Consider the following 26129-nt stretch of genomic DNA (forward strand, 5'->3'; position numbering starts at 1 on the left):
TTGGCCACCGCGCTTTTTTTCGAGCTGCTTGCGCTAACGATCAGGCGCAATAGAGGGGCGGCGCGCGGCCGCTCTCCTGTCGAACGCCTCAGTGCGCGGCCGTCGCGGTCTCCACCTTCTTGCCCTTGCCGGCGCGCGTGATTTCTTCGAGCTTGATCTCGACGTGACGCGAGAACACGTACTCGGCGGGACGCTGCTTGTCGAGCGGAATGTCCTGCGCGAACGCGCCCGTGGTTTTCGGGCCGCGCATGCTGACCTTCAGCGCCTTCAGCGGATGCGCAACCGTGTCCATCACGGCCGTCGCTTCGAAACCGCAGTGGACCATGCAGTCCGCGCACTTCTCGTAGTTGCCGGTGCCGTACTTGTCCCAGTCCGTGGTTTCCATCAGTTCCTTGAAGGTCTTCACGTAGCCTTCGCCGACCAGATAGCACGGTTTTTGCCAGCCGAACACGGTACGCGCCGGGTTGCCCCACGGCGTGCATTCGTAGGTCTGGTTGCCCGCGAGGAAGTCGAGGAACATCGCCGACTGGCTGAACGACCAGTTCTTGCCGTTGTTGCCGCGCTTGAAGATTTCGCGGAACAGCTGCTTGGTCTTGTCGCGGTTCAGGAAGTGCTGCTGATCCGGCGCGCGCTCATACGCATAACCCGGCGATACCGTGATGCCGTCGACGCCCATCGGGCCCAACGTGTCGAAGAACTTCGCCACGCGTTCCGGCTGCGCGTCGTTGAACAGCGTGCAGTTGATGTTGACGCGGAAGCCGCGGCGCTTCGCTTCGCGGATCGCGGCCACGGCCTTCTCGTACACGCCTTCCTGCGACACCGAGTGATCGTGCGCTTCCTTGTCGCCGTCAAGATGAACCGACCACACGAAGTACGGATTCGGCTCGTAGTCGTCCATCTTCTTTTCCATCAGCAGCGCGTTCGTGCACAGGTACACGAACTTCTTGCGCGCCATGATGCCCTTGACGATCTGCGGCATTTCCTTGTGCAGCAGCGGCTCGCCACCCGCGATCGACACGACCGGCGCACCGCATTCGTCGACGGCCTGCAGGCATTCTTCCAGCGACAGACGCTGGTTCAGAATCGGATCCGGATAGTCGATCTTGCCGCAGCCATTGCAGGCGAGATTGCAGCGAAACAGCGGCTCCAGCATCAGGGCGAGCGGATAGCGTTTGTTGCCGGAGAGATGCTGGCGCATGATGTATGCGCCGACGCGGACTTTCTGTAGCAGCGGAATAGACAAGGCGTCCTCCTTAAACTTCGCGTGCAGCGAGTGGTTGCATCAGTTTCGATGGCAACTTGAATTCGACTTTTTCTTCACGGCCCGCCATCGTCGTGACATCGACGGGCCCCAATGCGCGTAGCGCATCGATTACGTTTTCGACCATTTCTTCGGGCGCCGACGCGCCGGCCGTGATGCCGACCGTGTGCACGTTGGCGAACCATTCCGGCTTCACTTCGGAGCCGTCGGCGACGAGGTAGCTCGCCACGCCGCTCTCGCTGCCGATTTCGCGCAGCCGGTTCGAGTTCGAGCTGTTGGTCGCGCCGACCACCAGCAGTACATCGACCTCTTTGCTCAATTCGCGCACCGCGGCCTGGCGGTTCTGCGTTGCATAGCAGATGTCGCGCGTGTCGGGACCGACCATGTCGGTAAAGCGGCGCAGCAGCGCGTCGATGATGCCGCGCGTGTCGTCGACCGACAACGTGGTTTGCGTCACGTAGGCGAGCGGCGCATCGACCGGCAACTCGAGTTTCGCGACTTCTGCCTCGCTCTGCACGAGCAGTACCGTGCCGGGGATCTGGCCGATCGTGCCTTCCACTTCTGGATGGCCGGCGTGGCCGATCAGGATCAGCGTGCGGCCGGCGGCCACGTACTGACGACCCTGTACGTGCACCTTGGTCACGAGCGGGCAGGTTGCGTCGAGCACGTCGAGGCCGCGCGCTTCGGCATCACGTTCGACGGTCTGCGCAACACCATGCGCGCTGAATATCGCGACGGCACCTTGCGGCACTTCATCGAGTTCCTCGACGAAACGCGCGCCCTTCTGGCGCAGATTGTCGACCACGTGACGGTTATGGACAATCTCGTGGCGGACATACACGGGCGCGCCGTGTTGCTGTAACGCACGATCGACGATTTCGATTGCGCGGACAACGCCCGCACAAAAGCCGCGGGGCTGAGCAAGGATGACTCGCATAAGTTGGCGAACTCCGACTAACGCGGGTTTCGAAGAAGTCGTGAAACTGACTTTATCGCCGCGCTCATCTTGATTAGTTGACGTCTTGAGCCCCGGCGACCGGCCGGTACAGCAAAACCAAACGCGCATTCTAACGCTATCGGGGCCACTTTGCTTTTTGCTGCGGCCCGTGTGTTGGCCGCTTGCCGCAGCCGCCGGGCCGTGCGGAGGACCGGGGCGGCGAGCGTTACAAAGATGTAAGGAGTCAGCGCGGGATTGCCTCGTAACGCGCCCGACCATGACCGCACACTGCACCGTCACGGCGGAACCCTTAAACTACCGATCCTTGCCGCGCGGACATCGCGCTGTATTACAGAATGGTTTCGAGGCTCGCTGGATGGACGTCGATCAGCACGAAAACTTTCCGATCGCGAGCGTGTTGCTGCCTAAGGCCCTACGCGCGCCTGTCGGTATTATCTATCAGGTCGTGCGCACTGCGGCCGATATCTCCGCCGAAGGCCAGTGGAGCGCCGCCGAGCGGCATGCCCGGCTGGCCGATTTCCGCGCCGGGCTCGACGCGATCGCGCAACGGCGCGCCGCGCCCGTGCATGCGCTGTTGTTCGGCAAGCTCGCTGGCGTGATCGCGCAATACGAGCTGCCGCTCGAGCCGTTCTACGATCTGCTCGACGGCTGCGCGCAGGACATCGATACGAATCGCTATGCGGATCGCGCCGCGCTCGTCGACTATTGCCGCCGCTCGGCGCATCCGGTCGGGCATCTGCTGCTGCATCTGGTCGGCGCGGCGACGCCGCACAATCTTGCCGACGCCGACGCGATCTGCACGGCATCGCAGCTGATCAGCTTCTGGCTCGACGTCGCCGCCGACTGGCAACGACAGCACGTGTACCTGCCGCAAGCCGATTTGCGCCGCTTCGGCGTGACCGAGGCGCAGATTGCCGATGGTGTCGTCGACGATGCGTGGCGCGCGCTGATGGCGTATGAAATCGCGTTCGTGCGCGCCACGCTGGTCCGCGGCGCACCGCTCGCGCTGCGCATGCCGGGGCGGCTCGGCATCGAGCTGTGCGGCGCGGTGCATGCAGGCCTTCGGTTTCTCGAGCGCATCGAGCGCGCGGATTACGATGTGTTCCGCGCGAGCCCGGTCCTCAATCTGTTCGACTGGTGCGTGGTGGCGGCGCGCACCCTGAAAATGCGACTATCCAGACGCGTCGGCATGGCGGCGCGCTCAATCGAGGGTAATGCTTAATGGCGGCGGTCCTGTTCGTTCTTTCGTGTGTTTCCCTGCTGATCTGGTGCGTGCTGCTGTTCGCGCGTGGCGGCTTCTGGCGCGCGCGCCCCGCCGCGCCGCTGGCCATCGCGGCGCGCGACGCATGGCCGGCCGTCGCGGCCGTCGTACCGGCGCGCAATGAAGTCGACGTGATCGCCGAGGCGGTTACGTCGCTGCTCGAGCAGGACTATGCAGGCGCGTTCCACGTGATCGTCGTCGACGATCACAGCACCGACGGCACCGCCGACGCCGCGCGTGCCGCAGCGCTGCGGCTGCAATGTTCGGAGCGCCTCACCGTGCTGAGCGCGAAGCCATTGCCCCCAGGCTGGTCCGGCAAGGTGTGGGCGCAGTCGCAGGGCATCGAAGCGGTGCGCACGCTCGATCTGCCGGCCGAATTCCTGTTGCTGACCGATGCCGACATCGGCCACCCCTCCGAGGCGTTGACGCAGCTCGTCGCGCGCGCGGATGCCGAAAAGCGCGACCTCGTCTCGCTGATGGTCCGGCTGCGCTGCGATTCGTTCTGGGAAAAGGCGCTGATTCCGGCCTTCGTGTTCTTCTTCGCAAAGCTGTATCCGTTCGCGTGGGTCAACAATCCACGCAACCGCACCGCGGCCGCGGCGGGCGGCTGCATGCTGGTACGCCGCGCGGCGCTCGAGGAAGCGGGCGGCATCGAGTCGATCCGCGCCGAGCTGATCGACGATTGCAGTCTTGCCGCGCGCATCAAGCATCGTGGCACCGGCCGTCATCCGATCCGGCTCGATGTGGCGGCGAAGAGCGTGTCGCTGCGTTCCTACGATAGCTGGCGCGACATCTGGAACATGATCGCGCGCACCGCGTTCACGCAGCTGCGCTACTCGCCGCTGCTGCTCGCGGGCACGCTCGTCGGCATGGCGATCATCTATCTGTTGCCGCCGGTCGCGGCGTTGATCCTCGGGCCGCTCGGCTGGCCGGCCTGGATCGCGTGGGCGGCAATGTGCTGCGCCTATGCGCCGATGCTCGTCTACTACCGGCGCTCACCGCTGTGGGCGCCGTTTCTGCCGCTCGTGGCGCTGTTCTATGTCGGCGCAACGTTCGCATCGGCGGTGCGCTACTGGCGTGGCAAGGGTGGGCAGTGGAAGGCGCGCGTGCAGGCGCCGGTGCAGGAGCGCTGAAGTCTGGCGATGGCCGATGCGCTCGTCGGTTGCAGAAGGCAGACGTAAAAAAAGCGGCTCCAGGCCGCTTTTGTTATGTACGCGCGTTTCATCACGCGTTCGTCAGCATCATGTACATCTGGATCACGATGTCCGGCGAGAACGTGAACGGCACCCAGCCGTGGCCGGTGTGGCGCATCACCAGCAAGCGGTCGCCGTTCGACTGCTTCTGCACGGCCATCATCGGATTCTTCGTCGAGACGAATTGCCAGCCCGGCGGGATGCCTTGCGGCTGCTCCGGCGTCATCGACGCCCGTGCGTTCGACAGTTCCTCGATCAGCCGGCTGATCTGGTCCGGGCGTAGCGCGACGGTCTGGTCGCCGATCGTCATCGTGATTTCGTCGCGCGCGGGGCGGTTGATTTCGAGCGTCGGCTGGAATTGCGGGGCGGCCGGCTTATCGATCGCTTCGGCGTGCGTTTCTGCGTTTGCTTCGGTGCTCGCGGGCTGTTCCGCTGCCGCTTGCGCCGCTGCTTCGTGCGCGGCATGCTCCACCGCCGCGGGCGATGCCGCGGCGTCAGCGCTTGTCTCGGGAGTGTTCTCGGCCTGCGTGGCCACGACAGCCTGAATGAGCTGGTCGACGCCCATTTCCAGCGCGCCGAGCTGTTCGTGAAGATTCATGCGAGGTTTCTCAGGTAGGACCCGCGATTTTACCTGCTGCGCGCGGGCTTGGACCCGTCGCCGGCGCGGGACTTGTAACAAAATGCTGACGGCCGCTGTTCAGCCCTTCACTTATCCCTTGATCACCGCTTCAGATACCCCGCCTGCCGGAACCATTCGAGCGCATCGGCGAGCCCCTCGCGATAAGGCCGCGCCCGATACCCCAGCTCGCGTTCCGCCTTCGCCGACGTGAAATACATCTTGTTCTTCGACATCTTCAGCCCGTCGACGGTGACGAAAGGTTCGCGCTTCGTGAACTTGGCGACCGCTTCCGCGCCCATCGCGAGCGGATACAACGGCCAGCGCGGCAGGCTCAGTGTCGGTGCCTTGCGGCTGGTCAATGCCGCGATATCGGCGAGCATCTGCTGCAACGGCAGATTTTCGCCGCCCAGAATATAGCGCTCGCCGATCTTGCCGCGTTCGAGCGCAAGGAAATGACCGGCGGCGACGTCGTCGACGTGCACGAGGTTCAGCCCCGTATCGACGAATGCGGGAATCTTGCCGAGCGCCGCCTCCAGAATGATGCGCCCGGTGGGCGTCGGTTTCACGTCGCGCGGGCCGATCGGCGTCGATGGATTGACGATCACCGCGGGCAGACCGTCCTCGGCGACCATGCGCTCGACCGCGCGCTCGGCGAGCACCTTGCTGCGCTTGTAGACGCCGATCGCCTGGTCGGCGCGAAGCGGCGAGGTTTCGTCGGCGGACTGGCCGGAGCTCGTCACCTTCAGCGTGGCGACGCTGCTCGTGTACACGATGCGTTCCACGCCTTCCTTCAACGCCGCGCGCATCGTCGCCTCGGTGCCTTCGAGATTCGCGCGCTCGATCTCGCCGGGGTCCGGCGCCCACAGCCGATAATCGGCGGCCACATGTAGCAGATAGCGCACGCCGCGCAGCGCGTTGCGCATGGATGCTTCGTCGCGCATGTCGCCGACGACGATTTCCGCGTCGAGCGATTCGACGTTCTTGCGCGGACTCGTCGCGCGCACCAGCACGCGTACGCGAAAGCCCTTGCTCTGCGCGATGCGCGCCACCGACGAGCCGACGAAGCCGGACGCGCCGGTCACGAGCACGAGATCGCGATGCTGTTCGGTCATTCTGTTTCCATTTCCTGCGTGACGGTCGACGGATTGTACGTGGCGCGCGCAAAGGATGGGCGTTGCCGAGCGCGCTCGCCGCGACGCGACTAGAATGCCGGCTTGAAAGACTGTCAGGCATTAAAAGGAGGTAGCGGCATGGCCCCGGATCTGGATGAGCGGATCGAAACGTATTACGCGCGGGTGCGCGGCACCGTGCAGGGCGTTGGCTTTCGCCTTGCGACGGTGCGCCAGGCGCACGCGCTCGGCATCAAGGGATGGGTCGCGAATCTCGACGACGGTTCGGTCGAGGCGATGTTGCAGGGAACGGCCAATCAGATCGACCGGATGTTGTCGTGGCTGCGTCATGGACCGCCGGCGGCGCGCGTGACCGAAGTGAGCGGCGAGGAGCGCGTGACGGACAGGCGTTACGAGCGCTTCGAGCAGCATTGAGCTCGAGCTGCGTGAGTTAAAAAAGCGGCGCGCCGTCCAGAGGAGGGCGCGCCGCTTTTTCGTTTATGCCGTTATCGGCCGTTATTTGCCGCGTGGTCAGCGCTTACCGGGCCACCAACAAACTCTCCGCGAATCCCCACTCATCCTCGATCCATTGATGGCTGCACACGAAGCCGGCGCCATCGACGATCGCGGGCAATTCTTCCGCGCGATACTTGTGGCTGCTTTCGGTCCAGATCGTCTCGCCTTCCGTCAGCGACACCGTCAGCTTTGCGGCGCGCACGTGAGCGGTGATATCGCGCTTCGCGCGCAGATGCATCTCGATGCTGCGCGCGTCCGGATTGAAGCGCGCGACGTGCTCGAACTCATCGAGCGGAAAGTCGCCGTCGAGTTCGCGGTTGACGCGCGCGAGCAGGTTCAGATTGAACGACGCGGTCACGCCGATCGCGTCGTCGTAGGCTGCGACCAGCACCGGCGTCGGTTTGATCAGATCGGTGCCGAGCAGCAGCGCGTCGCCGGGCGCGAGCATGTTGCGGATCTCGCGCAGAAAACGCGTCGCCGCGAGCCTGCCGAAGTTGCCGATCGTGCTGCCGAGGAACAGCACGAGCAAGCGGTCGCCGGGCGCGCGCTGCCGGCTCACTTCGGCGAGACCGGCCAGATAGTCGCGCTCATAACCGACGATCGAAATCCGCTCGATGTCACCGAGTTCGCGCCGGCACAACTGCAACGCACTGCGCGAAATTTCAATCGGGCAGTAGGAAGTAGGGCGTTTTTTACACAGCGCCTCGAGAATGCGCCGCGTTTTACGGCCGCTGCCGCTGCCGAGTTCGGCGACCGTGACGTCATGCGGCAAATGCTCGACGATGTCGGCCGCGTGCTTCGCGAGCAGACGTTCTTCGGCGCGCGTGACGCCATATTCCGGTAATACGGTAATCACTTCAAAAAGTGCGGAACCGACCTCGTCGTACAGATACTTCGACGGCAGCTCTTTTTGCGGCGTATGGGTGAGGCCGGCGTACACGTCGGCGGCGAAGGCGCGACGCAGTTCGGAAGGCGAGTTGCTGAGCGATAGGGCTGGCTGGGTCATGCTGGCTCCAGTAGTCACATTCGATGAGCGGGATTGCTGCCGGGCGGTGGCATGCGCGATGAAACGCAGTTGAGGCATGCCGTGGGCGAGATGCGCGGGCGGTGATTCGTGGCGGCCTGACAGACTGCGCTCGAGGCTGCATTCGCCGATCCGGCTCGTGGGTGCTGCACGTTGCGTGCCGCTGTGGACGTCGTTGTCGCGAGTGGTGCGGCCACAGCGTGCAAAACTTGGGTAGCAAGATTCGCGCGAGGCGACGACGAACCGGAAATGGCTTCGCCGGCCGCGGCGCACAGAGTTATGTTCTAGTGCATCGACGCGCGACGCGCACGACTAATTGCGGCCGACTGACGAAAAAGCGCAAGCCCGTTGGCGAATAACCCGTCTAGAATGCCCGTTTTCCTACGGTTTTGCACCGCCGCTTCAGAACAACAACGCAGCGTCTGCCGCTTTGCCTGCGTGGCCGCCTGCTCACGAGACATCATATTCATGACGACAACGAACGCCGCGAGCCTGCGTCGCGCGCCGCAAGCCCACGCGTCACACCGATCCCCGACCGCGCAATGAATCACAACGACTTCAGGCGCGGGATCGCATTGTCGGTCGGCGCGTCGGCGATGTTCGCATTATTGTCCGCTTACGCGACGCTGCTCAAACCGCTGTCGGGCCTCGACATCTTCGCGTGGCGCATCGTGTGGACCGTGCCCGGCGCGCTGCTGCTCGTCGCGGTGCGCAAGCGCCTGCCGATTCTGCGCGCGCTCGTTGTCCAAATGATGACGCAGCCGAAGCTCGGTGCCGCGATGGCCGTGGCTGCGGGCCTGCTCGGCGTACAGCTGTGGCTGTTTCTGTGGGCGCCGCTGCATGGGCGCATGCTCGAAGTGTCGCTCGGCTATTTCCTGCTGCCGCTCGCGATGGTGCTGGTCGGGCGCTTCCACTATCGCGAGCGGCTCGACGCGTTGCAGTGGCTCGCGGTCGCGTGCGCGGCGGTTGGCGTTGCTCACGAACTGTGGGTGACGGGTGCGTTCTCGTGGCCGACGCTCGTCGTCGCGCTCGGTTATCCGCCTTATTTCGTGGTGCGTCGTCAGATCAATCAGGATTCGCTCGCGATGTTCACCGTCGAAATGGCGTTACTGCTGCCGGTGGCCGCCGTGTGCATTCTCAGCGGCGGCTCGCTGCAAGCGATCGCCGGCCGCGCCGAAATGTGGTGTCTGCTATTGCCGGGCCTCGGCGCGTTGAGCACGCTCGCGCTCGCTTCGTATCTGAAGGCGAGCCGACTGCTGCCGGTCGCGTTGTTCGGCATCCTCGGCTACGTCGAGCCGGTGCTGCTCGTGTTCGTATCGATCACGCTGCTGCGCGAAACGCTGAGCGTCGCGCAACTCGCGACCTATGTGCCGATCTGGATCGCCGTCGCGCTAACCGCGCTGCACAGCGTGCGCTTCGTTCGGTTCGCGTCGAACTGAACTACGGTGCTCGCTCAGCGATGCGCGTCGGGCCTACCTCAGCCTCGATCGCATCGCGCAGTTCGGGGCGCCAGCCGACACCGAACAGCGCTTCGGCGAGCACGAATAGCGGGCCGATCAACAGGCCGATCACGTCGTCGACGAATGCCGGCTTGCGATGTTCGTAGGCCACGTGGCCGACGAACTGGAACACCCAGCCGACCACGAACAGCCCAATGCCGGTCGCGAGCCACGCGAGCGTCGTTTGCGCGGCGATCCACTCGCCGAACGCGATGCAGAGCGCCGAGACGCAGGCCATCAGCACGCCGAGCGGCACGTCGAGCGCGAGGTAGTAGACGGTCGCCGCCACGAACAGCAGCCACGCCGGCGACAACGTGACCGGGAACATCCCGGCGCCAAACGACGGGCGGCTCAGCAACACCGCGAGCGCGAGCACGATCATCGGAATGCCGACGAAGTGCGTGGCGATATTGCGCCGGTCGCGATGGTAGGCCGCGTATTGCGTCAGTTGCTGCGTCAGCGTTCTCATCAGGGCCGCTCCTGTGTCAAAGTCAGCATAATCGCGGGCAGCGGATTTTCAAACCATCGGGTAGCCGACAATCAGCAACGACCGTCGACGGATACCGTCCATGACAGAGCGTTTTTCATCGAAGGAGCTTGCCGGGCTGCTCGAGCGCAGCGGGTGGTTTCGCGCCGCGCCAGCCGGGCTGCGGGTGCAATTGCTCGACGCGGGGCGCGTCGAATCTCTCGCGGCAGGTCAGCGGCTTTTCACGCGCGGCGCTGCCGACGACGGCCTGTACTGTGTGCTCGACGGCCTCGTCAGAATCGGCGCGGCGAGTTCGACCGGCAAGGAAGCGTTGCTCGCGGTGATCGAGCCGGTGAACTGGTTTGGCGAGATCGCGCTGTTCGACGATCGATCGCGCACCCACGACGCCTATGCCGAACGCGATACCGCGCTGTTTCATGTGCCGCGCGCGGCGCTCGCCGCGTTGCTCGAGCGCACGCCGGCTTACTGGCATGCGTTCGGTCTGCTGCTCGCGCACAAGTTGCGTCTGGCGTTCGAGGCGATCGAGGAAGCCGCGCTATTGCCGGCCGCACCGCGTGTCGCGCGGCGCCTGTTGCTGATGGCGGGCGGCTATGGCGAACCCGGCGCATTGCGCAACGTGCTGAAGGTCCCGCAGGAAGACCTGGCGATGATGCTCGCGTTGTCGCGGCAGACGATCAATCAGGTGCTCAAGCACTTCGAGACGCAGGGCGCGTTGAAGCTGCGTTATGCGGAGATCGAAATCGTCGATGCCGACAAGCTGCGTAAACAGGCTTTCGTCGAGCGCATTTAACGCGCGCTCGGGTGGCTGACGCGACGTTTCAATGGACCGATCGTCGCGGCGGGCAACGTGGTGAGCAGCATGTGCAACGTGAAGTGGAGATCTTCGCGCGCGATGTCGAGTTGCACGCGGTCTTCTTCGCGCACGGTTTCCGTGTTGATTACATAGACGCCGAGCGGCGAATGAAGCAGTGCGCGCAAGTGAGCGTGCGGCAGCGTCACGAGTAGAGCCGCGCGCGCCGACGGAAACGGAATGACGTTGCTGTGTTGAACCTGCTTGCTGGCAGGTTGCGGCGAGAGCTTGTCGAGCGATTGGGTAAGAGCCATGTGATGCGGCGTTCGTGCGACGCGATGGTGAATTGGAACAATTCGAGAGTAGTCGTCCGCGAGTAAAGACGGTGCAAAAATTCGCGCGTTTGTCGGCAAAAAGATACGACGGGGAATGACACGCGGCATAAAAAAAGGCGAGTCATAAGACTCGCCCTCCCTGAACGGCACAGTCCGGCTTCGATCAACTTCTATTTGAACAGCACCTGCATGGCCGGTCAGCGCCGAAACCGATCACGTGTTATTGCGTTTTGGTCGTGTCGGCTTGTGCGCCGTCGGCTTTCGCCGGGGCAGTGCTGGCCTCTTTCGCACTCTCCGTTTTAGTCTTCGCTGCGCTCGTTTCGACGGCATTTTTGGCCGTGGACTTGTGGGCCTTCTTCGTATGGGCGGAAGTCTTTTTCACGTGCTTTTGCGTAGCGGCTTCGGCAGGCGCTTTCGTTGCGGTCGCGCCGGCTTGTACCGCGGTGCTTGCCTTCAGATTCGCCTGGCCGGTGGCTGGCAACTGCGTGGTTTGCGCGGGTTGTGCTGCAGACGGTGCGGCCGTTTGAGCAAAGGCGGTCGACACGAGCAGTGCGGAAGCAACAGCGGCGAACAGCGTCTTCATGATGTGACTCCAGGTTGAATCGGTGGATTCGTTTGTCGCGGCTGAATCATTTCAGCGCTGCCGGTTTAACGTAGGGCGGAATACAGGAGTTGACGCTGCGCTGGTGACAAAACGTAAGTAGTGCGTCAGCGCGGATACATGTTGCGACTCACAAAGCGAATCCCCGGAAAGACGCCACGCTCAATGAAGACGCGACCGCGGTCTTGCCGAGCAATTGCGCTAAAGCCTCCGGCGAGACCGCTGGGCTAAACAGGAAACCCTGGGCTACCGTGCATCCGTGACGGACCAGAAACTCGCGCTGGACATCGAGCTCGACCCCTTCAGCGACGACATCGAAGCTCAGCGTTTCAGCAATCGCGATGATGGCAAGCGACAGAGCTTCGAGTTCCTTGTCTCTGCCGATTTCGCAGACGAAGGCGCGATCGATCTTGATGCGGTCGACGCTAAAGCGTTTCAGATAGCTGAGGCTCGAATAACCCGTGCCGAAGTCGTCGATAGCGATGGACACACCGAGTTCGCGCAGTTCGCGAAAAGCCCGTTGCGCTTCTTCAGCGTTGCGCATCAATGTGCCCTCGGTGACTTCGAGCTCCAGCAGTTCGGCGGGCCAATGGGCATCGTCGAGTGCCGAGCGCACTACGCCTGGAAGGTCCGCCCGTTCGAGTTGAAGTGGCGAAACATTGACCGATATGCGCACGGGCGGAAGCCCCGAGCGTACCCATGCGCTTGCCTGCAGACACGCCTGCCGCAATACCCACGTGCCGATGCTCTGGATCAGACCGGTTTCTTCGGCAAGCGGGATGAAGACGGCCGGCGAGACTTTACCGAGTTCGTCGTCGTGCCACCGCAAAAGTGCCTCGGCACCGACGATGCATCCGGTTTTCATGTCGATTTGCGGCTGATACGCCAGATACAACTCATTGGCTTTCGCCGCGCGCCGCAGTCGCGTCGTGAGCCGCAACTTCTCGGCGGCCGCCCGGCTCAGCTCCGGTTCGTAGAATTGATAGCCGTTTCTCCCGCGCGATTTCGCCACGTACAACGCGGCATCGGCATTTCGCGTGAGCAGTTCCGGCTGGGCGCCGTCTTGTGGAAAAGTACTGACGCCGATGCTTGCTTCGAGATAAAGCTCGTGCTCGCCGATGCGATACGGCTCGCTCATCTCGTGAATGAGCGTGTCCAGCATTTCGGTGAGTTGCTTCGCGTCGGCCCGTTCCGCGACGATGACGAATTCATCGCCCCCGTAACGCGCGACGAAATCCGTCGCGCGCAGCAGACGCTGAAGCCTTCGCGCCACGGCCTGTAGCAGCAAATCGCCAATGCGGTGTCCGAGCGAATCGTTGACGTCCTTGAAACGATCGAGATCGAGGAACATGACGGAAACGTTCTGACCTGTCGCTGCCGCGCGGACGAGCGACTCTGAAAGATGTTCGCCGAGCAGCACCCGGTTCGGCAGATCGGTCAGGGCGTCATACCTGGCTTGATGCTCGAGTCTTGTGAGCGAACGACGAAGATGCGCTCCAATGCGCCCGTTCCAGTGAATCAGCGAAAGCAGCAACAAGGCCGAAGCGACGCCGCAGCTCAACAGCATGCGCGTAAACCACTTCCCATCCAACGAGGATTTGCTGACGACTAAAGCGACCTTGGCGTCGGCCGCGAGTCGTACGTCGACGACCCGCTCGAGAACGCTATAGAAATAGGCGTCGATTTCTTCGAGTCTGGGGTCGCCCACTGCCACACTGCCGGGATGTTCCGCGATCTTGCGCGCAAGACCAAAGCTCAGCTCGCTAAGTCTGCCGATCATGTCGTCCAGATCCGACAGCCTCGATATGCATTCCTGATTCTCGCTGCAGCTCTCGCGCGCGTCGCGCGTCAACGCGAGCAGTTCCAGCATCGGAAAGCTATAAGCGGCGCGGTTGTAAAGCGGCACCGTTGCGATCGAGGTGTAGAGCGTCGCATGCTCATCGAGCATGACTTGCTGAACCTGGTCGAGATCATGGCGCAGCCGCCCGGAAGCCTGGATCGTCCGAAGCGAACTGTCCTGCTCGCTGCCCTGGCGGATTGCGAGGAAGGTACTCGTCGCAATGACAGCGAGAATGGCAAGCACGGCTATGACAGTACCGGCTTTGCGCGTTGCGTCCTGTCCCAAGGCCCTTCCCTTTTCGTCAACCCGGCGCGGGCGAACACCGACCCGCCCGGATAGTGAATGTTTAGGTGGCTGCATGACTTGCCTTAGGGCGCTCCGGATCTGCCTGTAACGGCGCGCGATGGGTCTGCTTATCCGCCTTATCGATCGGCAAATTCCACGCGGTTGCGCCCGCCTCGCTTGGCGCGGTACAGAGCCGCATCGGCGAGGCCATATGCGGTGTCGAAACAGGTTCCGACCTCGTTGATGCTGACGCCAAAGCTGGCCGTGATGCGGCGCTCGACGGGTGGAACGACCAGCGAGTCACCGATGGCTTCTCGCATGCGCTCGGCAAGAATGGCACCGCTGGCCGGTTCATGACCGGGCAGCAGGACGGTGAACTCCTCACCGCCCACTCGCCCGATGAAGCCTTGTTCCCCGACGATTCTGCGCAGACAATCGACGACCCCCGAAATGACCGCGTCTCCGGTGGGGTGGCCGTAGTCGTCGTTGATCCGCTTGAATTCGTCGATGTCGAGGATGATCATCACCGCGCTGCTGATGCGCAAGACCTTGGTGGTCCGTTCGATCACGGCACTGCGGTTCAGTACGCCCGTCAACGCGTCGTGCGATGCGCGATACGCCAACTGCTGGGCCAGCGCCTGCATCTCGCGTTCGGCCCGGTCGCTGCGGCCGATCAGGCGCCGTGTCTCGCGCATCAGGCGCTGGAAGTGCTCGATCAGTTCGCCCAACGACTGGCGATACTCCGCGGGGTCCGCATCGATGATCGAATGCATGGCCCGAGCCTTTGCCAGCGCGGTGCTCTCGTTCTGGAACAGATCGGGTGCGCCGCCCGAGGACACGTCAAGGGAAGAGGTCGAACGCACTTTACTTCCCCTGCTGCGCAATGGGACGATCGGTGAACTCGATCGCGCGGAAATCGGCTTTCAGTTCTTCGCCGAATTCGGCAATGGTCTCGTCTTCCTCGTCGCGATACCAGTTCATCGACACCCGGCTTCCCGATTCCGCCGCCTGATCGAGCGCGTCGAAGATGCTGAACAGCATTTTGGTACTCGAGCTATTGAAGTACGTCAGCGCGACGTCGATAGTGATCTCGGCCCCGGCGTTCGCGGCGAGGTATTTGCGCATCTGCTCGATGATCGGCGCGTAAAAGGCGGCTGCGTTTTCGGGGTAAGACTCTCCCCTGATCGACAACGCGTGCTGGTCGAAGCGAAAATCGACTTCGGGTGACGTCGTCGTCGCGGGGATGTGTAGGTTTTCCATTGTTCGTGTGCCTTCCTGCTCAGATGATGGCCGTGAGGCAAAACAGCGTGGTGCCCGGTTCGTCGGCACGCGGATGAAAAGCGAATTCAAGCGGCGCGCTCGCATCGCGCGCCATCGTCAGGAAGCCGAGCCCGGCGCCCTTGCTGTCTTTCGGAGCGTCGGTGCGCAATGAAACCTTGTACGCTTGCTTGATTTCTTCGAGTGACATGTTGCGCAGAGGCTCCAACCTGCTTCGCAGGTCCTCGACTTCGGCGGTCGCGATGGGATTGACGCACAACATTACGTGATGTTCGCCGTGCCTGGAGATGCACACCGCGCCCTCGCGTATCTCGCCTGCCCGTTCGCCACCGGGCTCCAGCGCGTTCGACGAGTAATGAACGATGTTCTGTGCCAGCTCGATAAAGGACGAGAAGAGTTTGCGGCGAGTAGGACCGCTGACGCCGGCGACTTCGAGCTGCAGTTTCACGACTTCGCCCATCGACGCGACGATGTTATGTGAGAAGTAGCCCTTGTGATAGAAGAGCACGTTGCGCCGCTGCGCGAGTTCGAAAAAGGCGCTGTCTTGTTCTAGTAGTTGGGACATTCTGGGAATTCACTAAATGCGGGCACAGAAAAGCGTGACGTCGTCACGGCGCGGTTGCTTGCCTTGCCACTCCGCGAGCGCGAGCCGGACGCGCTCGCAAATCGTCGCCGGAGTTTCGGCGCGGTTTTCGAGTATCAGGTCGAGCGCACGGCGCCGGCCGAAAGAAATGTTGCGCGGGCCGCCGATCTGATCGGTGAGGCCGTCGGTATAGATGAACAGCAGGCTGCCCGCCGTGACCGGAATCGAACGCAAGCTCCACGCATAGTCGGCGCGACTGTCCACATAACCGACACCCATGCGGTCGGCGTCGATCGTTTCAAACTCCGCGGCATCGGGCGACAGGATGTGCAGAGCGATCCTCGCGCCGGCAAAATGCAGCACGCTCTGCGTGGCGTCGAACCAGAAGAGTGCGGTATCCAGACCGTCGTTGGATTGGGTTCCTTCGTCGGCACTGTTCACTTGCCCAAGCAAGCCCTTGACGTTTTGATTGACGGCCGCCAGTAGCGCGGCGGGGTCGCGCGGACCGATGTGTTCGAGCGCCTTCGACAGTGACGCCGAAGCAAGCAAGGTCATGAAGGCGCCCGGTACGCCATGTCCGGTGCAATCGGCAACAGCGCCAAACCAGCCGTTCGGAAAGGCCGCGAAATGATAGAAGTCGCCGCCGACGACGTCGCGAGGTTCCCAGACCATCGCCGCGTCGCGCAGCTTCATCGACAGGGTCTCGCTGGAAGCACGCAACATGGCGCGCTGTATCACGCTGGCGTACTCGATACTCTGCATGATCTGGCGGTTCTTCTCCGCCTGCATTTCCGCGACCGCACTGATAAGCTGCAGACCACTGCCGAGACCCGAGAAGAGTCCGTCACGTGTCACGATGAAACCATCGACCAGCGCTTTTTCTCCGGCCTCGACGGTCCTGAACGTCAGCGCTTCGATGCTCACGTCGGCGTCGACGATGAGCGGTTCCTTGTCCATGAACGCGATGCAACTCTTCTTGTCGTAAAGCTCTCGATGGAACGGCTTGCTCATTTGCGACATGAAGATATCGCGGTTGATCAGGCCGATGGGACGGTGGTCGTCGATGACAGCGAGACTCTGCATGTCGCGGCGCGCCGAGAAGATCTCCATGACCACGGAGTTGGGATCTTCAACGTCTACGGATGGAACTTCCTGGCACAAGTCTCCGGCAGTGCGCGGATTACCCTGTGCGGAAGAACGGCGAAATCTCGAGAACGCAGCATGCATGGCGACGCCAGTCGATGTGTGAAGAAACCTCGCACGCTAAGGTTTCTCTATGTACATTATGTGACAGAAGGGAGGCGATCCGCTCTATTGGCGCGAGATTAGAAAACTAGCGGTCACGCAAAGGTTTGCGTGACCGACATCAGTAAAAATTGCGATCTGCGAGGTTGCGCAAATGCAACGCCGCCGAATCCGTTATTGAAACGGGTTCTGCACGATACCCGGTTTAGCATCCGGCTCGTCCTGCACCTTTGCCGGTAAATCCTTCTGCGCCTGCAGGCTCGCGACGATCGCATCGAGCGCTTCCTTCAACGCGAGCGCCGCCTTCAGTCCGCGTTGATCGCGCGTCAATTCGAGCGCGCCGTTCAGCACGACACGCGTCGTGCCATTGCTGAGCGTGAGCGCATCGCCTTGAATGTTGAGCACGTCGTCATCGTTCGAATAGGGCTTAAACACCTTTCAGTCCTCCTGGCCGCTGGTCCTTGAGGTTGTCCGGAATGCCCGGAAAGCGGATGCCCGACATCGCTTCGAGTTCGTGAATCGTGCGGATGTCGTAGCGGTTGGTCGCTACATTATCAACCACGACTGCGAAGGCCAGTTGACGCGACGGCACGTAGACGACCTTGTACAACTGGGTGGGCACGAACACGCGCGTCGGTCCGATCGTCTGCAATTGCTGGCCGGTGAACAGCGGTCCGGTGACGACGTACGTGTCGTCGTAGGCGAGTGCGATCTTGCGCACGGCGGTTTCGATGCGTGCCCACAATCGTTGGTTATTCTGACGATTTTGCGGCACGATGTTCGCGAGCGAGAACGATTGCGCCATCGCCTCGTCGTTCCACCGATTACCCGCCGGACTCATATGACCGCGATCGAAGCCGCTGCGTTTGTAGTCGGCGAGTGTCGCGCCTTCGCCTTCGGGCAGACGCGCGTCTTCGAAGAACTTGTTGGTGCGCACCATGTCCTTCGCTTCTTCGATGTGCTCACGCGTCAGATGCTCGGCAGACCACAGCGGACCGTGAGTGATACCCGAATGCAGCACCGCGAAATCGCTATAACAAAGCAGGCGCGTTTTCGGCGCCATCTTCTGATTGGTGAGGACGGGCCATTGCGCATTCGGCGTGAATCCGGTGCAGGAAGGCGCCGCGCTCGCATGAGCGGCGACGGCGAGTAACAGACAGGCAAGCCACTTCTTCATGTGTCGGTGGTTCGATGAACGGGGACGCAAGTATAGCGTCGCGGCCCGCATCGAGCGACTGCACAATGCGAATCGAAGGAAGGGAATTGGAAACGGCAGAGGCGGCGTGCGCCGGACAAAAAAGTGGGCCGCTTTGCAGCGACCCGAATGCGTGGACTTCCGAAGCTACGCACGCAATCTTAAGAATGTCTTAAGGCTTTGCGATATCGCGGCACGTTATGTTCGATTGCGCACGAACAGATTTACGCGTACGAACAGTGCTCGTGCAATGAGCCGGAAGTTTCGACCGGAAAAGAGAAGCGCGATGAATCGCGCCAGAACTTAATTACCGAACACGCTGTTTTCAGCGTGCACTTTTTGACGATCCACCGCCTGCAAACGCCAGTAGCCGCTAGTCGCCTTGCGTGTTGGCAGCGCGGTCCATGCAGCGGCGCCTTGCGCGGCGCTCACTCGCTCCTTGCGATCGACGTGCAGACCGCGCAACGTACAAAGCGGCGCGTCGGCGCTCGGTGCGCACAGCGTGGTCACGCCGTTTTCGTCGCGCAGTTCGCCCCATGGGGGCAGGTCGATCCCTTGATGCGCTTCTCTCGACCACCGATGTTCATCGGTATCGAGCCAGAGCACAGCGTAATCATGGCTTACGGTGGGATCGGAACCGTTAATCAGGATGGTCAGCCGCATATCAGTTCCGTTCATAAATTGCGAAGCGCTTTATCAGTCTAGGCGGCGCGGCGCTTTATGCAAGACAAAGGCATGACGTGCGAATGGAAAATCAGGTCGCCAAAAGGTGTGGCGAGGTACGGTGAATCCTTACTGCGCCGCGGCGTACGCGATATGCATGCAGTAACGACCACAGGCAGACCGCGAGCCGCGGCAAATCAACGCAGCCGAGAGGCGCTCAAGCGAGATCGAGCGAGGCGGTCAGATCGCCGAGCGGCGCGAGTCCGTTGCTTGCGAATGCCTTGTCGCGCGCGACCACGCCATCGAGTGGCGCGAGTCCATGCACACGGTTAATGAAACGCAGAATCGAGTTCGTGTCGTACACCGTGTGATCGACATAAGCCTTCTTCGCCAGCGGCGAGATCACGAGCGCGGGAACGCGCGAACCCGGACCCCAGCGATCGCCGATCGGCGGCGCGACGTGGTCCCACCAACCGCCGTTCTCGTCGACGGTGACGATCACGACCGTGTTCTGCCATTGCGGGCCGCGCTGGATGTGCTCGATCAGCGTCGCGATGTGACGGTCGCCCGAGGCGACGTCCGCATAGCCCGCGTGCATGTTCAGGTCGCCCTGCGGTTTATAGAACGTCACGGTCGGCAAACGTCCCGCGTCGATGTCGGCAATCAGGCGATTGGTCGACGCGTCGTTACCCATGCCGCCGTCGCGCAGATAGCGGCGGCGCGCGGCGGTGCCCGGCGCGTAATTGGCGAAGTAGTTAAACGGCTGATGGTGGTACTGGAAGTCGGGCATCGACCCCGTATCGCGATGATCGAGCGCGAATTGCCACGCGCCGCTGTACCACGCCCAGTCGATGCCCTTGCCGGTCAGCCGGTCGCCGATCGTCGCGTAATTCTGCGGCGGCATCACCCGCGGGTTCGACGGATCCGCGAAAGCCGGGTCGCCGCCTTCGGCCGGACGCACGCTGCTCGGCTGATAGGGCGGCGCCATCGTGTTGACTGCGTAGCCGTCGGCGGTGAAAGCGCCGTCATTGACGAACTTCGGCGGACCGTCGAGCGCCGATGCAGGCGAATTGGGCGCGAGCTTCAAACGGGTGCCGGTCGGATCCTCGCCTTCCACGACCGACACCATCTTCTTCGCCGGACTATTGTGGATGTCCGGATAGTAGGGCGCCTGCGCCGAGATCAGGAAGAGATGGTTCAGCCACGAGCCGCCGAAGGCGGCCATGAAGAAGTTGTCGCACAGCGTGTACTGCTGCGCGAGATTCCACAGACGCAGCGTGTCGGCGGAATTGCGGTAGTGCCCCATCACAAGGCCGCCGGAATCGCCCCACGCGGCGAACTGGTTGTTGCGCCCCGCGTTGATCTGCATCTGGTTCTGATAGAAGCGATGGATGAGGTCGCGCGTGATCACGCCGGTCGGCAGCGGCGCGCCGTGCGCATCGACGATGCGGAACGGCCGGTTGCGCAGATGATCGAGATCCTTTTCGCCGATCATGTAGCGCTTGCCGTCCACTTCCTGCGCCTGCGGCACGAGCCCGCCCCAGATGGCCGGCAACCGCGGCAACGGCGTCTTGCCATCGCGGTCGAGCTGGACGTATTGCTCGGCGGTGACCGCGTCGAGCGGATGCTGGACGCCCGGGTAGTTGCTGTACAGGTTCGCGAAGCTGCGATTCTCCGCGTAGATCACCACGATGTTCTTCACCTGATCGTGCAGCGCGGCGTCGAGCCGCAAGTCGGCGGCGCTGCGCGGCGGCCCGTTGCCTGCGAGTCCCTCGCCTGTTTTGCAGCCGGTCAGCGCAAGGCCGAGGCCGACCGCCGCGAGACCGGTCAGTACGCGCCGGCGTTCGGGATCGTCGGGGGCGTCGTTGGTGTTATCGATTGAATCGGGGTTGTCCAGTTTCGGCGGCAGGTGAGGATCGTGGTCGGTCATCGGTGAGTTCCGAAGGAGACGTGACGGTCGCATCGGCGCCGCTCGAAGCGGCGCGCGCGACACCGGTTACGGGTCCGCCGAGGGCGGCAGGCCTCGCAGCTTTACGGCAGCCGACGCTTGACGCGCCAACTGTGATGCGTGGCATCGACGGCCAATAGTAGCCAGTGCCGTGCGTCGATCGGATGACGTTTTTGCGTCGCATAACGGTCGACGGTCAATTCGAGTTCGTCATGTGCGCGCCGATGGCAGGTGGCGTGCGCACCGGAACCGTCCGCGAATTCGACGCGCGCCTCGGCGACGTTTGACGCGCAGGCCGGCTCGGGAAGATTCGCGATGCGCACCGCGCAGCCCGGATAAAGATGCGAGTCGGCAACCTGAATCTGGACCGCGTTGGACATGACGTGGCCTCCTACGCTTGGGCGGCGCGAGCGAGCGGCTGGAATACACCGCGCCGCCGGACCGGATCAAAGCATAGCACCCCGCATGGCCGATTCGCCGCATGCTTCGCGCTATCAACCTGAATTGAACCCGATGAACCGCATAGAGACGGCAGCCAAGATGGCAAAAGAAGAGCAGACAGGAGTGGGACGCAGGCAGGCCAAACCGCGTGCGGCAGTGTATGAACGGTGCGCGCGAGAGCGCGGCGCTTGGCTATGCGGTCAGCGAGGCGTCGTTCGAGCGGGGGATTTCGGTGGTGAGCGCGCCGGTGCGTGACCAGAGCGGTAAGATCGCCGCCGCGTTGACGGTGACGATCCCGCGTTCGGATATCGGCGAGACCGCCGAGCGCGAGCCGCTGATCATCGCCGTATGCCAGGCGGCGCTGGAGCTGTCCGAGCGCCTGAGCTATCGCCCGAGGCAGGACGATCCGACCGCGATGCAGGCGCGCCGCAGATCGATTGCCGCGCATTGAGTGCGCGCTGACTTCACGGCGCAACTACTTCAAATACTTATTTCATATCTGTCGGCGAGTCCTGCTGCATTGCACAGCCGGACTCGCCGTGTCACGTCGTCAAAATCATCAGAACGGCGATCTTCGCGCCGGCGATCGTGTCGAAGACGATGATCGGTGGCAACCTGGAAGTGGCGTTCTATATCCTCGCCGCCGTGCCGTTCCTCGCGGCGGTCGCAGTGCACTTCCTCGGTATCGAAACCAAGGGCAAGGTGCTGGAGCAGCTCGAGGCTTGACCGGGACTGCGTGATAACCGTTTGAGCAGTAAAACGAAAGGCGCACCGGGTGGTGCGCCTTTCGTCTTTGATGAGCCTTGATGAAGCGCTGAGCGCTAAAGCGCTTTGCGATAAACCACGAAGCCGGACTTATCCGCGACCTTGTCATAGAGCTGCATCGCGGTGTGATTCGTCTCGTGCGTCTGCCAGTAGACGCGTTGCGCGCCGTCGGCTTTTGCCCGCGCATAGACGGCCTCGATCAGCGCACGGCCGACACCCTTGCCGCGCTCGCTATCGAGCGTGTACAGGTCCTGCAGATAGCAGATCGGTCCCGCCATCGTCGTATGACGGTGATAGAGAAAATGCACGATGCCCTGCAATTGCCCGGCGCGTTCCGCGACGAATGCATGCATCGGCTCGTAGCCATCGAAAAAGCGATTCCACGTGATTTGCGTGATCTCGCGCGGCAACGCGGTCTCGCCCGAGCGGCCATAAAACGCGTTGTAGGCGTCCCATAGCGGCAACCATGCATCGAAATCGTCACGGGTGACGGCGCGAATCTGCAGCGGGGCGGACATGTGGACGGTTCCTTTGGAAAGCTGTGGAACCGCCAGCATAAAAAATTTGCGACGCGATTGTTAGCTCCAACCCGCGCGCAAAATCTGGAGCCACGACGCGTGCGACAGCGCGGTGAGCCGATGCATCACCGCATACCGCGAGTCAGTGCTCGCGATGTTGCTTGTGAAGCAGCTCGTTGCGGACCTTCTTCGCGGCGAACAGCGGCACGTAGTCGAACACGCGCGCCTCGTTCCGGAATTCGGCGAGCGTATCGGCGTACATGCGCGACACCGTTTCTGCCGGCGTGTCGGTTTCCTCGGCGATGCTTCGGACCACTTCGTCTACTTTTGGCTCAGGCTGGGACATGGTCTCTCTCCGGGTAGGACGGCAGGCTGGATGGACGGGACGCGGACGGTAGGAGTCCATTACAGGATGCGAATCGCGAGCGCGCCAATTGAATCGACCTATCGTTCGACTGATTTCACAAAGATTTTTTTCTTGCGCTGCGGCAAGCGCCCATGCGGTGAGGCCGTGCGGAAAATCAACTGGCTGCGCGGTGGTGAGTTCCCGGGAAACGCACAGGGCTAAGCGACTGTCGTCTCTACCTCTGCACTTTCTGCGCTACATGCGCGATCCGGTCGCGCACGACGCCGATCGCCTGCTTCAGCGCGTAAACATCCTGAAAGTAGCGGTACGGAATTCGGATCTGACTAGCGTTCGCGTCGATGCTTTCAATCTCCTCACTCCATTGCGCGATCTGCGCGCGAGACGGCTCGGCGTTCTTCCACACTTCGTCCTCGAGCGCCTTGATTGCGCGGTACCACACGATCAGGCGTTTCTTCATCCGCGCTTCGAGCATGCGCGGCAGCGCCTGCGCGAGGCCGATCAGCAGCGCGAGGAACGGCACCAGAATCAGCAGCCGCCGTTCGATCAGACTCGCGAGCCAGAACGGCAGGTAGCGATACAGAAACGGCCGGCCCGATTTGAAGTAGCGCACGCTTTCGTCGGAGATCGGGAATTCTTCGGTGTTCAGGTTGGGGAACGTGCCGAGCGGCGTGAAGTAGTCCTCGCCGCCGTGCACCGTGCGCGCCGCGTCGAGCAGCAGATAGACGAGCGCCGGATGCAGCGTGTCCTTCGACACGAGCAGCGCCGTCGCCGCGAGCAGCGTGACGGCGCTGCGCGGCAGATCGTCGGCGACGCTCGTCGAGGCACGCGGCAAGATGATCTTCGACAGCGACGGGAATTTTTGCGCCAGTGCGTCGGCCTGCGCGAAGCTCATCAGCTTCAGGTTGCTGGTGAGCAGCGTGTGCTGCATGTCGGCGTCGGGCCGGCCAATGAAGAATGCCGCGTCGACCTGACCGCTTTCGAGCCCCTGGTATGCGGCGTTCGCGTCCATCTGCAGCAGCGTCGAGTTCTGACTCGTGACGCCGCTATAGCCGAGCAGCACCTGCGAGACGTTGAGCAACCCGCTGCCTGGCACGCCCATCGAAATGCGCTTGCCGCGCAGTTGCGACAGCCGGTCGATCGTCGCATCGCCGCGATAGAACACCCAGATCGGTTCGTACGACACGGCGGCGATGGTTTGCAGATTGTCGGTGTCATTCGGACTGGTCGTGCCCGACTGGATGAAGCCGACCTGATAGGCGCTGTTCGGGTCCGCGAGCCGCTGGTAGTTTTCGACCGAGCCCGACGAGCTACGGATGTCGAGCTTGATGCCTTCGCGCTTGAGCAGCGGCGCGTAGCGATCGGCGAAGCCGCGATAGATGCCGCCGTCCGCACCGGTGGTGATGACGATCGTGCGCTGGAACGCGGGCTCGAGCACGAGCGCGAGCATCCAGCCGAATGCGGCGACGAGCACGATCGCGCCGACGATCAGAAGACGCCGGCGCCGCCGCGTCATCGGGGTTGTCGGGCTGCGGTACAGCGCGGGGTCTGGTCTCGGCATCGTTACCCGGTTTGGTCAGGTCCGGCCTTGGTGACTAATGGGATGGAGGCGGTCTCTATTTCCTCAACTTTACGATATCAGGGGGGTTTATTGGATAGTCAGTGATGTGCATTGAAAAGGTCTGGCTGACACTGTCATCGGGGCACAGGCCGGTTGGCCCTGATGTCGAAGATTCCGGTAACAACGCCGTTGCTGCCGTCTTGGGCATACTGGACTATGTATTCCTGCTTGCCCCCGGCTGCCCGATCATCATCTGGACCGTCACGCGTTGCGCCTCGGATCGTTCTGACTTGCGTCCGCGTTGATTGCACTATTCGGCAGACGGTTTCACTTGCGTCCAGACTAGTGGTGCTTCAGTCGTCACTTGCCGGCGTGCCCGAAGCTCGGGGTGCGCCTTAGTGTGGCAGAGCATCGCCATGCTTCCGAGCTTCCGTGCGTCTTCGTCCGTAATTGGGGTGTCGGAGTTTTCGGGCGCATCCGGGGGGACCGGAATTGTAAGCGCGCGATCGATCGCAGATTGCACGTGCGCACGCTGAACAACGCAAAATTTGATTTGCTGCGTTTGCTCGTCGTAATAGGAAATGAAAGCGGATTCGTTACTCACTAGAAAGCTCTGCAAGTCTGGTAGTTGGAGAACGCTTTTCGCTTGCACAGTAGGTACGTTCGGGAATCTCTGAATGTAGCGCCGATCATGTCGTACGCCATCATATCCTGCTCGTACTTCGCAATGCATTTCGCTTCATGCCCTTCACTCACTCCACGCGCTGCAATGGTCTGCACGAACCGCGGCAGCTATAAGCCGGGTTGCCATTTTTCGTTATCCAAATCCATTTAACGAGAGGTGCAGTGAACAGCAAAGGGTCTGCTCGTGGCTTCGCAGGTCCGAGCCCCAACAGCGTGAATCACAACAGTGCTGTTAGTGCCGTGGTAGCGGCATACCAGATAGGGGTCAACGCCCGTTAAATCCCACTGGTCAGATGTTTTTCCTGACGCAGGAATAAGGTCTGCCTCGTGCTCTGGAGGGCCATCGAACAGGGATGCGTTATCCAGAACATGATGTTGCCCTCCTGCGGAAAGCGCGTTTGGGCATTTGAATTGGACCTGTGTTGGCGACGCGCACGCGGCGCTTGTTGCCAGGAGGCAAACTGCCAGGAAAAGCACCTTATTCGACAACATAATATCGGCTGCCATCATTAACAGGCGAGCCCTTGCCGCGACGGAAATGGATAGTACGCCGATGCGGAGGTTGTTTGGTATGTCCGTTCCACTGGTCAATCACAGTGATTCCAGCCAGTGTTTGCCCGAGATAAATTGCCGCGTGGCTGGTTCCGTTCGTGTGATTTCCATAGCGTCCATTGTTGTCGAATGTAGCTATTACGGTTCCTTTGTGGATGAGGACATTGCCCTGGACCCGGTCTCCCTTTTTCCACAAGGAAGACGGCGGAATTTTCACAACAGCATGAACTAGTGTAACGCACTGGCCATTCCCGACCAGATGCCCTTGGTTGATCAGATCATCTGCCTTTTCCGTATCAGCGACATAGCGCATCTTTTCTGCTTCTCCTTTGCCAGTAAAAGGGACAAGACTCAACGCACACACTAGCGAGTCCAGCCCATCCAAACAAGCAGTACTCGAGTTTTCAGATATTGACGATCCACTGACTAGTCCGTCCAGATTGCGATTCAGCTTCTCGCGAGCGAGAAACAGCCTTCTGCTCAATGTATCGCAATGTGTCGGGTAGCTCCACCTCGAGTCAACCGCTGTGCTGCACTACGCCCCCACCCCCACC

General features: G+C 62.0%; 28 protein-coding genes and 2 pseudogenes. 7 read left to right on the forward strand and 23 right to left on the reverse strand.

Features of this window, described 5'->3' with window-relative positions:
• Positions 1-88: 88 nt before the first annotated feature.
• Both hpnH and ispH read right to left on the reverse strand, forming a co-directional pair.
• Positions 89-1243, reverse strand: coding sequence for an adenosyl-hopene transferase HpnH (gene hpnH, locus F6X40_RS29240; RefSeq protein ID WP_018423996.1), 1155 nt, complete (start codon positions 1241-1243; stop codon positions 89-91).
• Positions 1244-1253: 10 nt separating this feature from the next.
• Positions 1254-2198 carry a 4-hydroxy-3-methylbut-2-enyl diphosphate reductase gene (ispH, locus tag F6X40_RS29245; protein ID WP_090808097.1) on the reverse strand — a complete coding sequence of 315 codons (945 nt, stop codon included), beginning with the start codon at positions 2196-2198 and terminating at the stop codon, positions 1254-1256.
• A 376-nt stretch (positions 2199-2574) separates the two neighbouring features.
• Here ispH and hpnC point away from each other — a divergent pair, with 376 nt between their 5' ends.
• Complete coding sequence (gene hpnC, locus F6X40_RS29250) at positions 2575-3441, forward strand: squalene synthase HpnC (protein ID WP_187630210.1); 867 nt, start codon at positions 2575-2577, stop codon at positions 3439-3441.
• Positions 3441-4613, forward strand: coding sequence for a glycosyltransferase (locus tag F6X40_RS29255; protein WP_187630211.1), 1173 nt, complete (start codon positions 3441-3443; stop codon positions 4611-4613). Before hpnC ends, F6X40_RS29255 begins: the two co-directional genes overlap by 1 nt.
• A 91-nt stretch (positions 4614-4704) precedes the next feature.
• Here F6X40_RS29255 and F6X40_RS29260 read toward each other — a convergent pair whose 3' ends face one another.
• Positions 4705-5271 (reverse strand): hypothetical protein, encoded by a 567-nt coding sequence (locus tag F6X40_RS29260; RefSeq protein WP_187630212.1) that lies wholly within the window; start codon positions 5269-5271, stop codon positions 4705-4707.
• A 122-nt stretch (positions 5272-5393) separates the two neighbouring features.
• Positions 5394-6404 carry a hopanoid-associated sugar epimerase gene (gene hpnA / locus F6X40_RS29265; RefSeq protein ID WP_187630213.1) on the reverse strand — a complete coding sequence of 337 codons (1011 nt, stop codon included), beginning with the start codon at positions 6402-6404 and terminating at the stop codon, positions 5394-5396.
• A 138-nt stretch (positions 6405-6542) separates the two neighbouring features.
• Here hpnA and F6X40_RS29270 point away from each other — a divergent pair, with 138 nt between their 5' ends.
• The gene (locus tag F6X40_RS29270) at positions 6543-6836 is read left to right on the forward strand and encodes an acylphosphatase (protein ID WP_187630214.1); all 294 of its coding nucleotides are present in this window, start codon (positions 6543-6545) and stop codon (positions 6834-6836) included.
• Between the two features lie 103 nt (positions 6837-6939).
• On the opposite strand, the gene egtD is transcribed toward F6X40_RS29270, so the two are convergent.
• Positions 6940-7923, reverse strand: coding sequence for an L-histidine N(alpha)-methyltransferase (gene egtD / locus F6X40_RS29275; protein ID WP_187630215.1), 984 nt, complete (start codon positions 7921-7923; stop codon positions 6940-6942).
• A 560-nt stretch (positions 7924-8483) separates the two neighbouring features.
• On the opposite strand from egtD, the gene rarD reads away from it, so the two are divergent.
• On the forward strand, positions 8484-9380 hold the full coding sequence (gene rarD, locus F6X40_RS29280; RefSeq protein WP_187630216.1) for an EamA family transporter RarD: 897 nt from the start codon (positions 8484-8486) through the stop codon (positions 9378-9380).
• A 1-nt stretch (position 9381) separates the two neighbouring features.
• On the opposite strand, the gene F6X40_RS29285 is transcribed toward rarD, so the two are convergent.
• On the reverse strand, positions 9382-9909 hold the full coding sequence (locus F6X40_RS29285) for a DUF962 domain-containing protein (RefSeq protein ID WP_187630217.1): 528 nt from the start codon (positions 9907-9909) through the stop codon (positions 9382-9384).
• 100 nt (positions 9910-10009) lie between these two features.
• Between F6X40_RS29285 and F6X40_RS29290 the strand changes: the two genes are divergently transcribed.
• Entirely contained in the window at positions 10010-10717 is a 708-nt protein-coding gene (locus F6X40_RS29290) for a Crp/Fnr family transcriptional regulator (protein WP_187630218.1), read from the forward strand.
• Here the strand turns inward: F6X40_RS29290 and F6X40_RS29295 are convergent.
• The 12 genes from F6X40_RS29295 to F6X40_RS29350 all read right to left on the reverse strand — a co-directional run bounded on the left by F6X40_RS29295 (position 10714) and on the right by F6X40_RS29350 (position 21070).
• On the reverse strand, positions 10714-11031 hold the full coding sequence (locus tag F6X40_RS29295) for a hypothetical protein (protein WP_187630219.1): 318 nt from the start codon (positions 11029-11031) through the stop codon (positions 10714-10716). The two genes, F6X40_RS29290 and F6X40_RS29295, sit on opposite strands and share 4 nt — an antisense overlap.
• Before the next feature lie 241 nt (positions 11032-11272).
• Positions 11273-11635, reverse strand: coding sequence for a hypothetical protein (locus F6X40_RS29300; RefSeq protein WP_090808080.1), 363 nt, complete (start codon positions 11633-11635; stop codon positions 11273-11275).
• Between the two features lie 148 nt (positions 11636-11783).
• Positions 11784-13778 (reverse strand): putative bifunctional diguanylate cyclase/phosphodiesterase, encoded by a 1995-nt coding sequence (locus F6X40_RS29305; RefSeq protein ID WP_262421581.1) that lies wholly within the window; start codon positions 13776-13778, stop codon positions 11784-11786.
• 137 nt (positions 13779-13915) lie between these two features.
• Positions 13916-14641, reverse strand: coding sequence for a GGDEF domain-containing protein (locus tag F6X40_RS29310; RefSeq protein ID WP_187630221.1), 726 nt, complete (start codon positions 14639-14641; stop codon positions 13916-13918).
• A 1-nt stretch (position 14642) separates the two neighbouring features.
• A complete protein-coding gene (locus F6X40_RS29315) occupies positions 14643-15038 on the reverse strand; it encodes a DUF1987 domain-containing protein (RefSeq protein ID WP_090808074.1) in 396 nt (131 codons plus the stop codon).
• Positions 15039-15057: 19 nt separating this feature from the next.
• The gene (locus F6X40_RS29320) at positions 15058-15621 is read right to left on the reverse strand and encodes a SiaB family protein kinase (RefSeq protein ID WP_184073473.1); all 564 of its coding nucleotides are present in this window, start codon (positions 15619-15621) and stop codon (positions 15058-15060) included.
• 12 nt (positions 15622-15633) lie between these two features.
• The gene (locus F6X40_RS29325) at positions 15634-16749 is read right to left on the reverse strand and encodes a SpoIIE family protein phosphatase (protein ID WP_187630222.1); all 1116 of its coding nucleotides are present in this window, start codon (positions 16747-16749) and stop codon (positions 15634-15636) included.
• 309 nt (positions 16750-17058) lie between these two features.
• The gene (locus F6X40_RS29330) at positions 17059-17319 is read right to left on the reverse strand and encodes a hypothetical protein (RefSeq protein ID WP_187630223.1); all 261 of its coding nucleotides are present in this window, start codon (positions 17317-17319) and stop codon (positions 17059-17061) included.
• The gene (locus F6X40_RS29335; RefSeq protein ID WP_090808067.1) at positions 17312-18061 is read right to left on the reverse strand and encodes a DNA/RNA non-specific endonuclease; all 750 of its coding nucleotides are present in this window, start codon (positions 18059-18061) and stop codon (positions 17312-17314) included. The genes F6X40_RS29330 and F6X40_RS29335 overlap by 8 nt, the downstream gene beginning before the upstream one ends.
• Before the next feature lie 321 nt (positions 18062-18382).
• Positions 18383-18742 carry a DUF3564 domain-containing protein gene (locus F6X40_RS29340; RefSeq protein WP_187630224.1) on the reverse strand — a complete coding sequence of 120 codons (360 nt, stop codon included), beginning with the start codon at positions 18740-18742 and terminating at the stop codon, positions 18383-18385.
• A 217-nt stretch (positions 18743-18959) separates the two neighbouring features.
• A complete protein-coding gene (locus tag F6X40_RS29345; protein WP_187630225.1) occupies positions 18960-20672 on the reverse strand; it encodes an acid phosphatase in 1713 nt (570 codons plus the stop codon).
• Between the two features lie 101 nt (positions 20673-20773).
• Positions 20774-21070, reverse strand: a complete 297-nt coding sequence (locus tag F6X40_RS29350; RefSeq protein ID WP_184030734.1) for a hypothetical protein — start codon at positions 21068-21070, stop codon at positions 20774-20776.
• 230 nt (positions 21071-21300) lie between these two features.
• On the opposite strand from F6X40_RS29350, the pseudogene F6X40_RS29355 reads away from it, so the two are divergent.
• Together F6X40_RS29355 and F6X40_RS29360 are read left to right on the forward strand one after the other, a co-directional pair.
• Positions 21301-21582: pseudogene (locus F6X40_RS29355) on the forward strand (IclR family transcriptional regulator C-terminal domain-containing protein); the annotation flags it as partial.
• Between the two features lie 116 nt (positions 21583-21698).
• Positions 21699-21857, forward strand: a pseudogene (locus F6X40_RS29360) (MFS transporter); the annotation flags it as partial.
• Positions 21858-21952: 95 nt separating this feature from the next.
• Here the strand turns inward: F6X40_RS29360 and F6X40_RS29365 are convergent.
• From F6X40_RS29365 to F6X40_RS29380, 5 genes are all read right to left on the reverse strand, one after another.
• Positions 21953-22414: a GNAT family N-acetyltransferase gene (locus F6X40_RS29365; RefSeq protein WP_018423974.1), complete on the reverse strand. Its 462-nt coding sequence runs from the start codon at positions 22412-22414 to the stop codon at positions 21953-21955.
• 142 nt (positions 22415-22556) lie between these two features.
• Entirely contained in the window at positions 22557-22760 is a 204-nt protein-coding gene (locus tag F6X40_RS29370; protein WP_187630226.1) for a DUF3562 domain-containing protein, read from the reverse strand.
• 235 nt (positions 22761-22995) lie between these two features.
• Entirely contained in the window at positions 22996-24294 is a 1299-nt protein-coding gene (locus F6X40_RS29375) for a TAXI family TRAP transporter solute-binding subunit (RefSeq protein WP_187630229.1), read from the reverse strand.
• An 876-nt stretch (positions 24295-25170) separates the two neighbouring features.
• On the reverse strand, positions 25171-25533 hold the full coding sequence (locus tag F6X40_RS43615; RefSeq protein WP_410452549.1) for an STY0301 family protein: 363 nt from the start codon (positions 25531-25533) through the stop codon (positions 25171-25173).
• On the reverse strand, positions 25502-25888 hold the full coding sequence (locus tag F6X40_RS29380; RefSeq protein WP_090808025.1) for a BPSL0067 family protein: 387 nt from the start codon (positions 25886-25888) through the stop codon (positions 25502-25504). The genes F6X40_RS43615 and F6X40_RS29380 overlap by 32 nt, the downstream gene beginning before the upstream one ends.
• Between the last annotated feature and the right edge of the window lie 241 nt (positions 25889-26129).

Origin of the sequence: Paraburkholderia sp. UCT31 (genome assembly GCF_014397655.1) — a bacterium.
Taxonomy (GTDB): domain Bacteria; phylum Pseudomonadota; class Gammaproteobacteria; order Burkholderiales; family Burkholderiaceae; genus Paraburkholderia; species Paraburkholderia tuberum.

Excerpts from the sequence above, each read along its gene's own strand:
- ispH (WP_090808097.1), bottom strand. The coding sequence starts at position 2,198 with ATGCGAGTCATCCTTGCTCAGCCCCGCGGCTTTTGTGCGGGCGTTGTC.
- hpnC (WP_187630210.1), top strand. The coding sequence starts at position 2,575 with ATGGACGTCGATCAGCACGAAAACTTTCCGATCGCGAGCGTGTTGCTG.
- F6X40_RS29255 (WP_187630211.1), top strand. The coding sequence starts at position 3,441 with ATGGCGGCGGTCCTGTTCGTTCTTTCGTGTGTTTCCCTGCTGATCTGG.
- F6X40_RS29260 (WP_187630212.1), bottom strand. The coding sequence starts at position 5,271 with ATGAATCTTCACGAACAGCTCGGCGCGCTGGAAATGGGCGTCGACCAG.
- hpnA (WP_187630213.1), bottom strand. The coding sequence starts at position 6,404 with ATGACCGAACAGCATCGCGATCTCGTGCTCGTGACCGGCGCGTCCGGC.
- F6X40_RS29270 (WP_187630214.1), top strand. The coding sequence starts at position 6,543 with ATGGCCCCGGATCTGGATGAGCGGATCGAAACGTATTACGCGCGGGTG.
- egtD (WP_187630215.1), bottom strand. The coding sequence starts at position 7,923 with ATGACCCAGCCAGCCCTATCGCTCAGCAACTCGCCTTCCGAACTGCGT.
- rarD (WP_187630216.1), top strand. The coding sequence starts at position 8,484 with ATGAATCACAACGACTTCAGGCGCGGGATCGCATTGTCGGTCGGCGCG.
- F6X40_RS29285 (WP_187630217.1), bottom strand. The coding sequence starts at position 9,909 with ATGAGAACGCTGACGCAGCAACTGACGCAATACGCGGCCTACCATCGC.
- F6X40_RS29290 (WP_187630218.1), top strand. The coding sequence starts at position 10,010 with ATGACAGAGCGTTTTTCATCGAAGGAGCTTGCCGGGCTGCTCGAGCGC.
- F6X40_RS29295 (WP_187630219.1), bottom strand. The coding sequence starts at position 11,031 with ATGGCTCTTACCCAATCGCTCGACAAGCTCTCGCCGCAACCTGCCAGC.
- F6X40_RS29300 (WP_090808080.1), bottom strand. The coding sequence starts at position 11,635 with ATGAAGACGCTGTTCGCCGCTGTTGCTTCCGCACTGCTCGTGTCGACC.
- F6X40_RS29315 (WP_090808074.1), bottom strand. The coding sequence starts at position 15,038 with ATGGAAAACCTACACATCCCCGCGACGACGACGTCACCCGAAGTCGAT.
- F6X40_RS29320 (WP_184073473.1), bottom strand. The coding sequence starts at position 15,621 with ATGTCCCAACTACTAGAACAAGACAGCGCCTTTTTCGAACTCGCGCAG.
- F6X40_RS29325 (WP_187630222.1), bottom strand. The coding sequence starts at position 16,749 with ATGGAGATCTTCTCGGCGCGCCGCGACATGCAGAGTCTCGCTGTCATC.
- F6X40_RS29335 (WP_090808067.1), bottom strand. The coding sequence starts at position 18,061 with ATGAAGAAGTGGCTTGCCTGTCTGTTACTCGCCGTCGCCGCTCATGCG.
- F6X40_RS29340 (WP_187630224.1), bottom strand. The coding sequence starts at position 18,742 with ATGCGGCTGACCATCCTGATTAACGGTTCCGATCCCACCGTAAGCCAT.
- F6X40_RS29345 (WP_187630225.1), bottom strand. The coding sequence starts at position 20,672 with ATGACCGACCACGATCCTCACCTGCCGCCGAAACTGGACAACCCCGAT.
- F6X40_RS29350 (WP_184030734.1), bottom strand. The coding sequence starts at position 21,070 with ATGTCCAACGCGGTCCAGATTCAGGTTGCCGACTCGCATCTTTATCCG.
- F6X40_RS29365 (WP_018423974.1), bottom strand. The coding sequence starts at position 22,414 with ATGTCCGCCCCGCTGCAGATTCGCGCCGTCACCCGTGACGATTTCGAT.
- F6X40_RS29370 (WP_187630226.1), bottom strand. The coding sequence starts at position 22,760 with ATGTCCCAGCCTGAGCCAAAAGTAGACGAAGTGGTCCGAAGCATCGCC.
- F6X40_RS29375 (WP_187630229.1), bottom strand. The coding sequence starts at position 24,294 with ATGACGCGGCGGCGCCGGCGTCTTCTGATCGTCGGCGCGATCGTGCTC.
- F6X40_RS43615 (WP_410452549.1), bottom strand. The coding sequence starts at position 25,533 with ATGATGGCAGCCGATATTATGTTGTCGAATAAGGTGCTTTTCCTGGCA.
- F6X40_RS29380 (WP_090808025.1), bottom strand. The coding sequence starts at position 25,888 with ATGCGCTATGTCGCTGATACGGAAAAGGCAGATGATCTGATCAACCAA.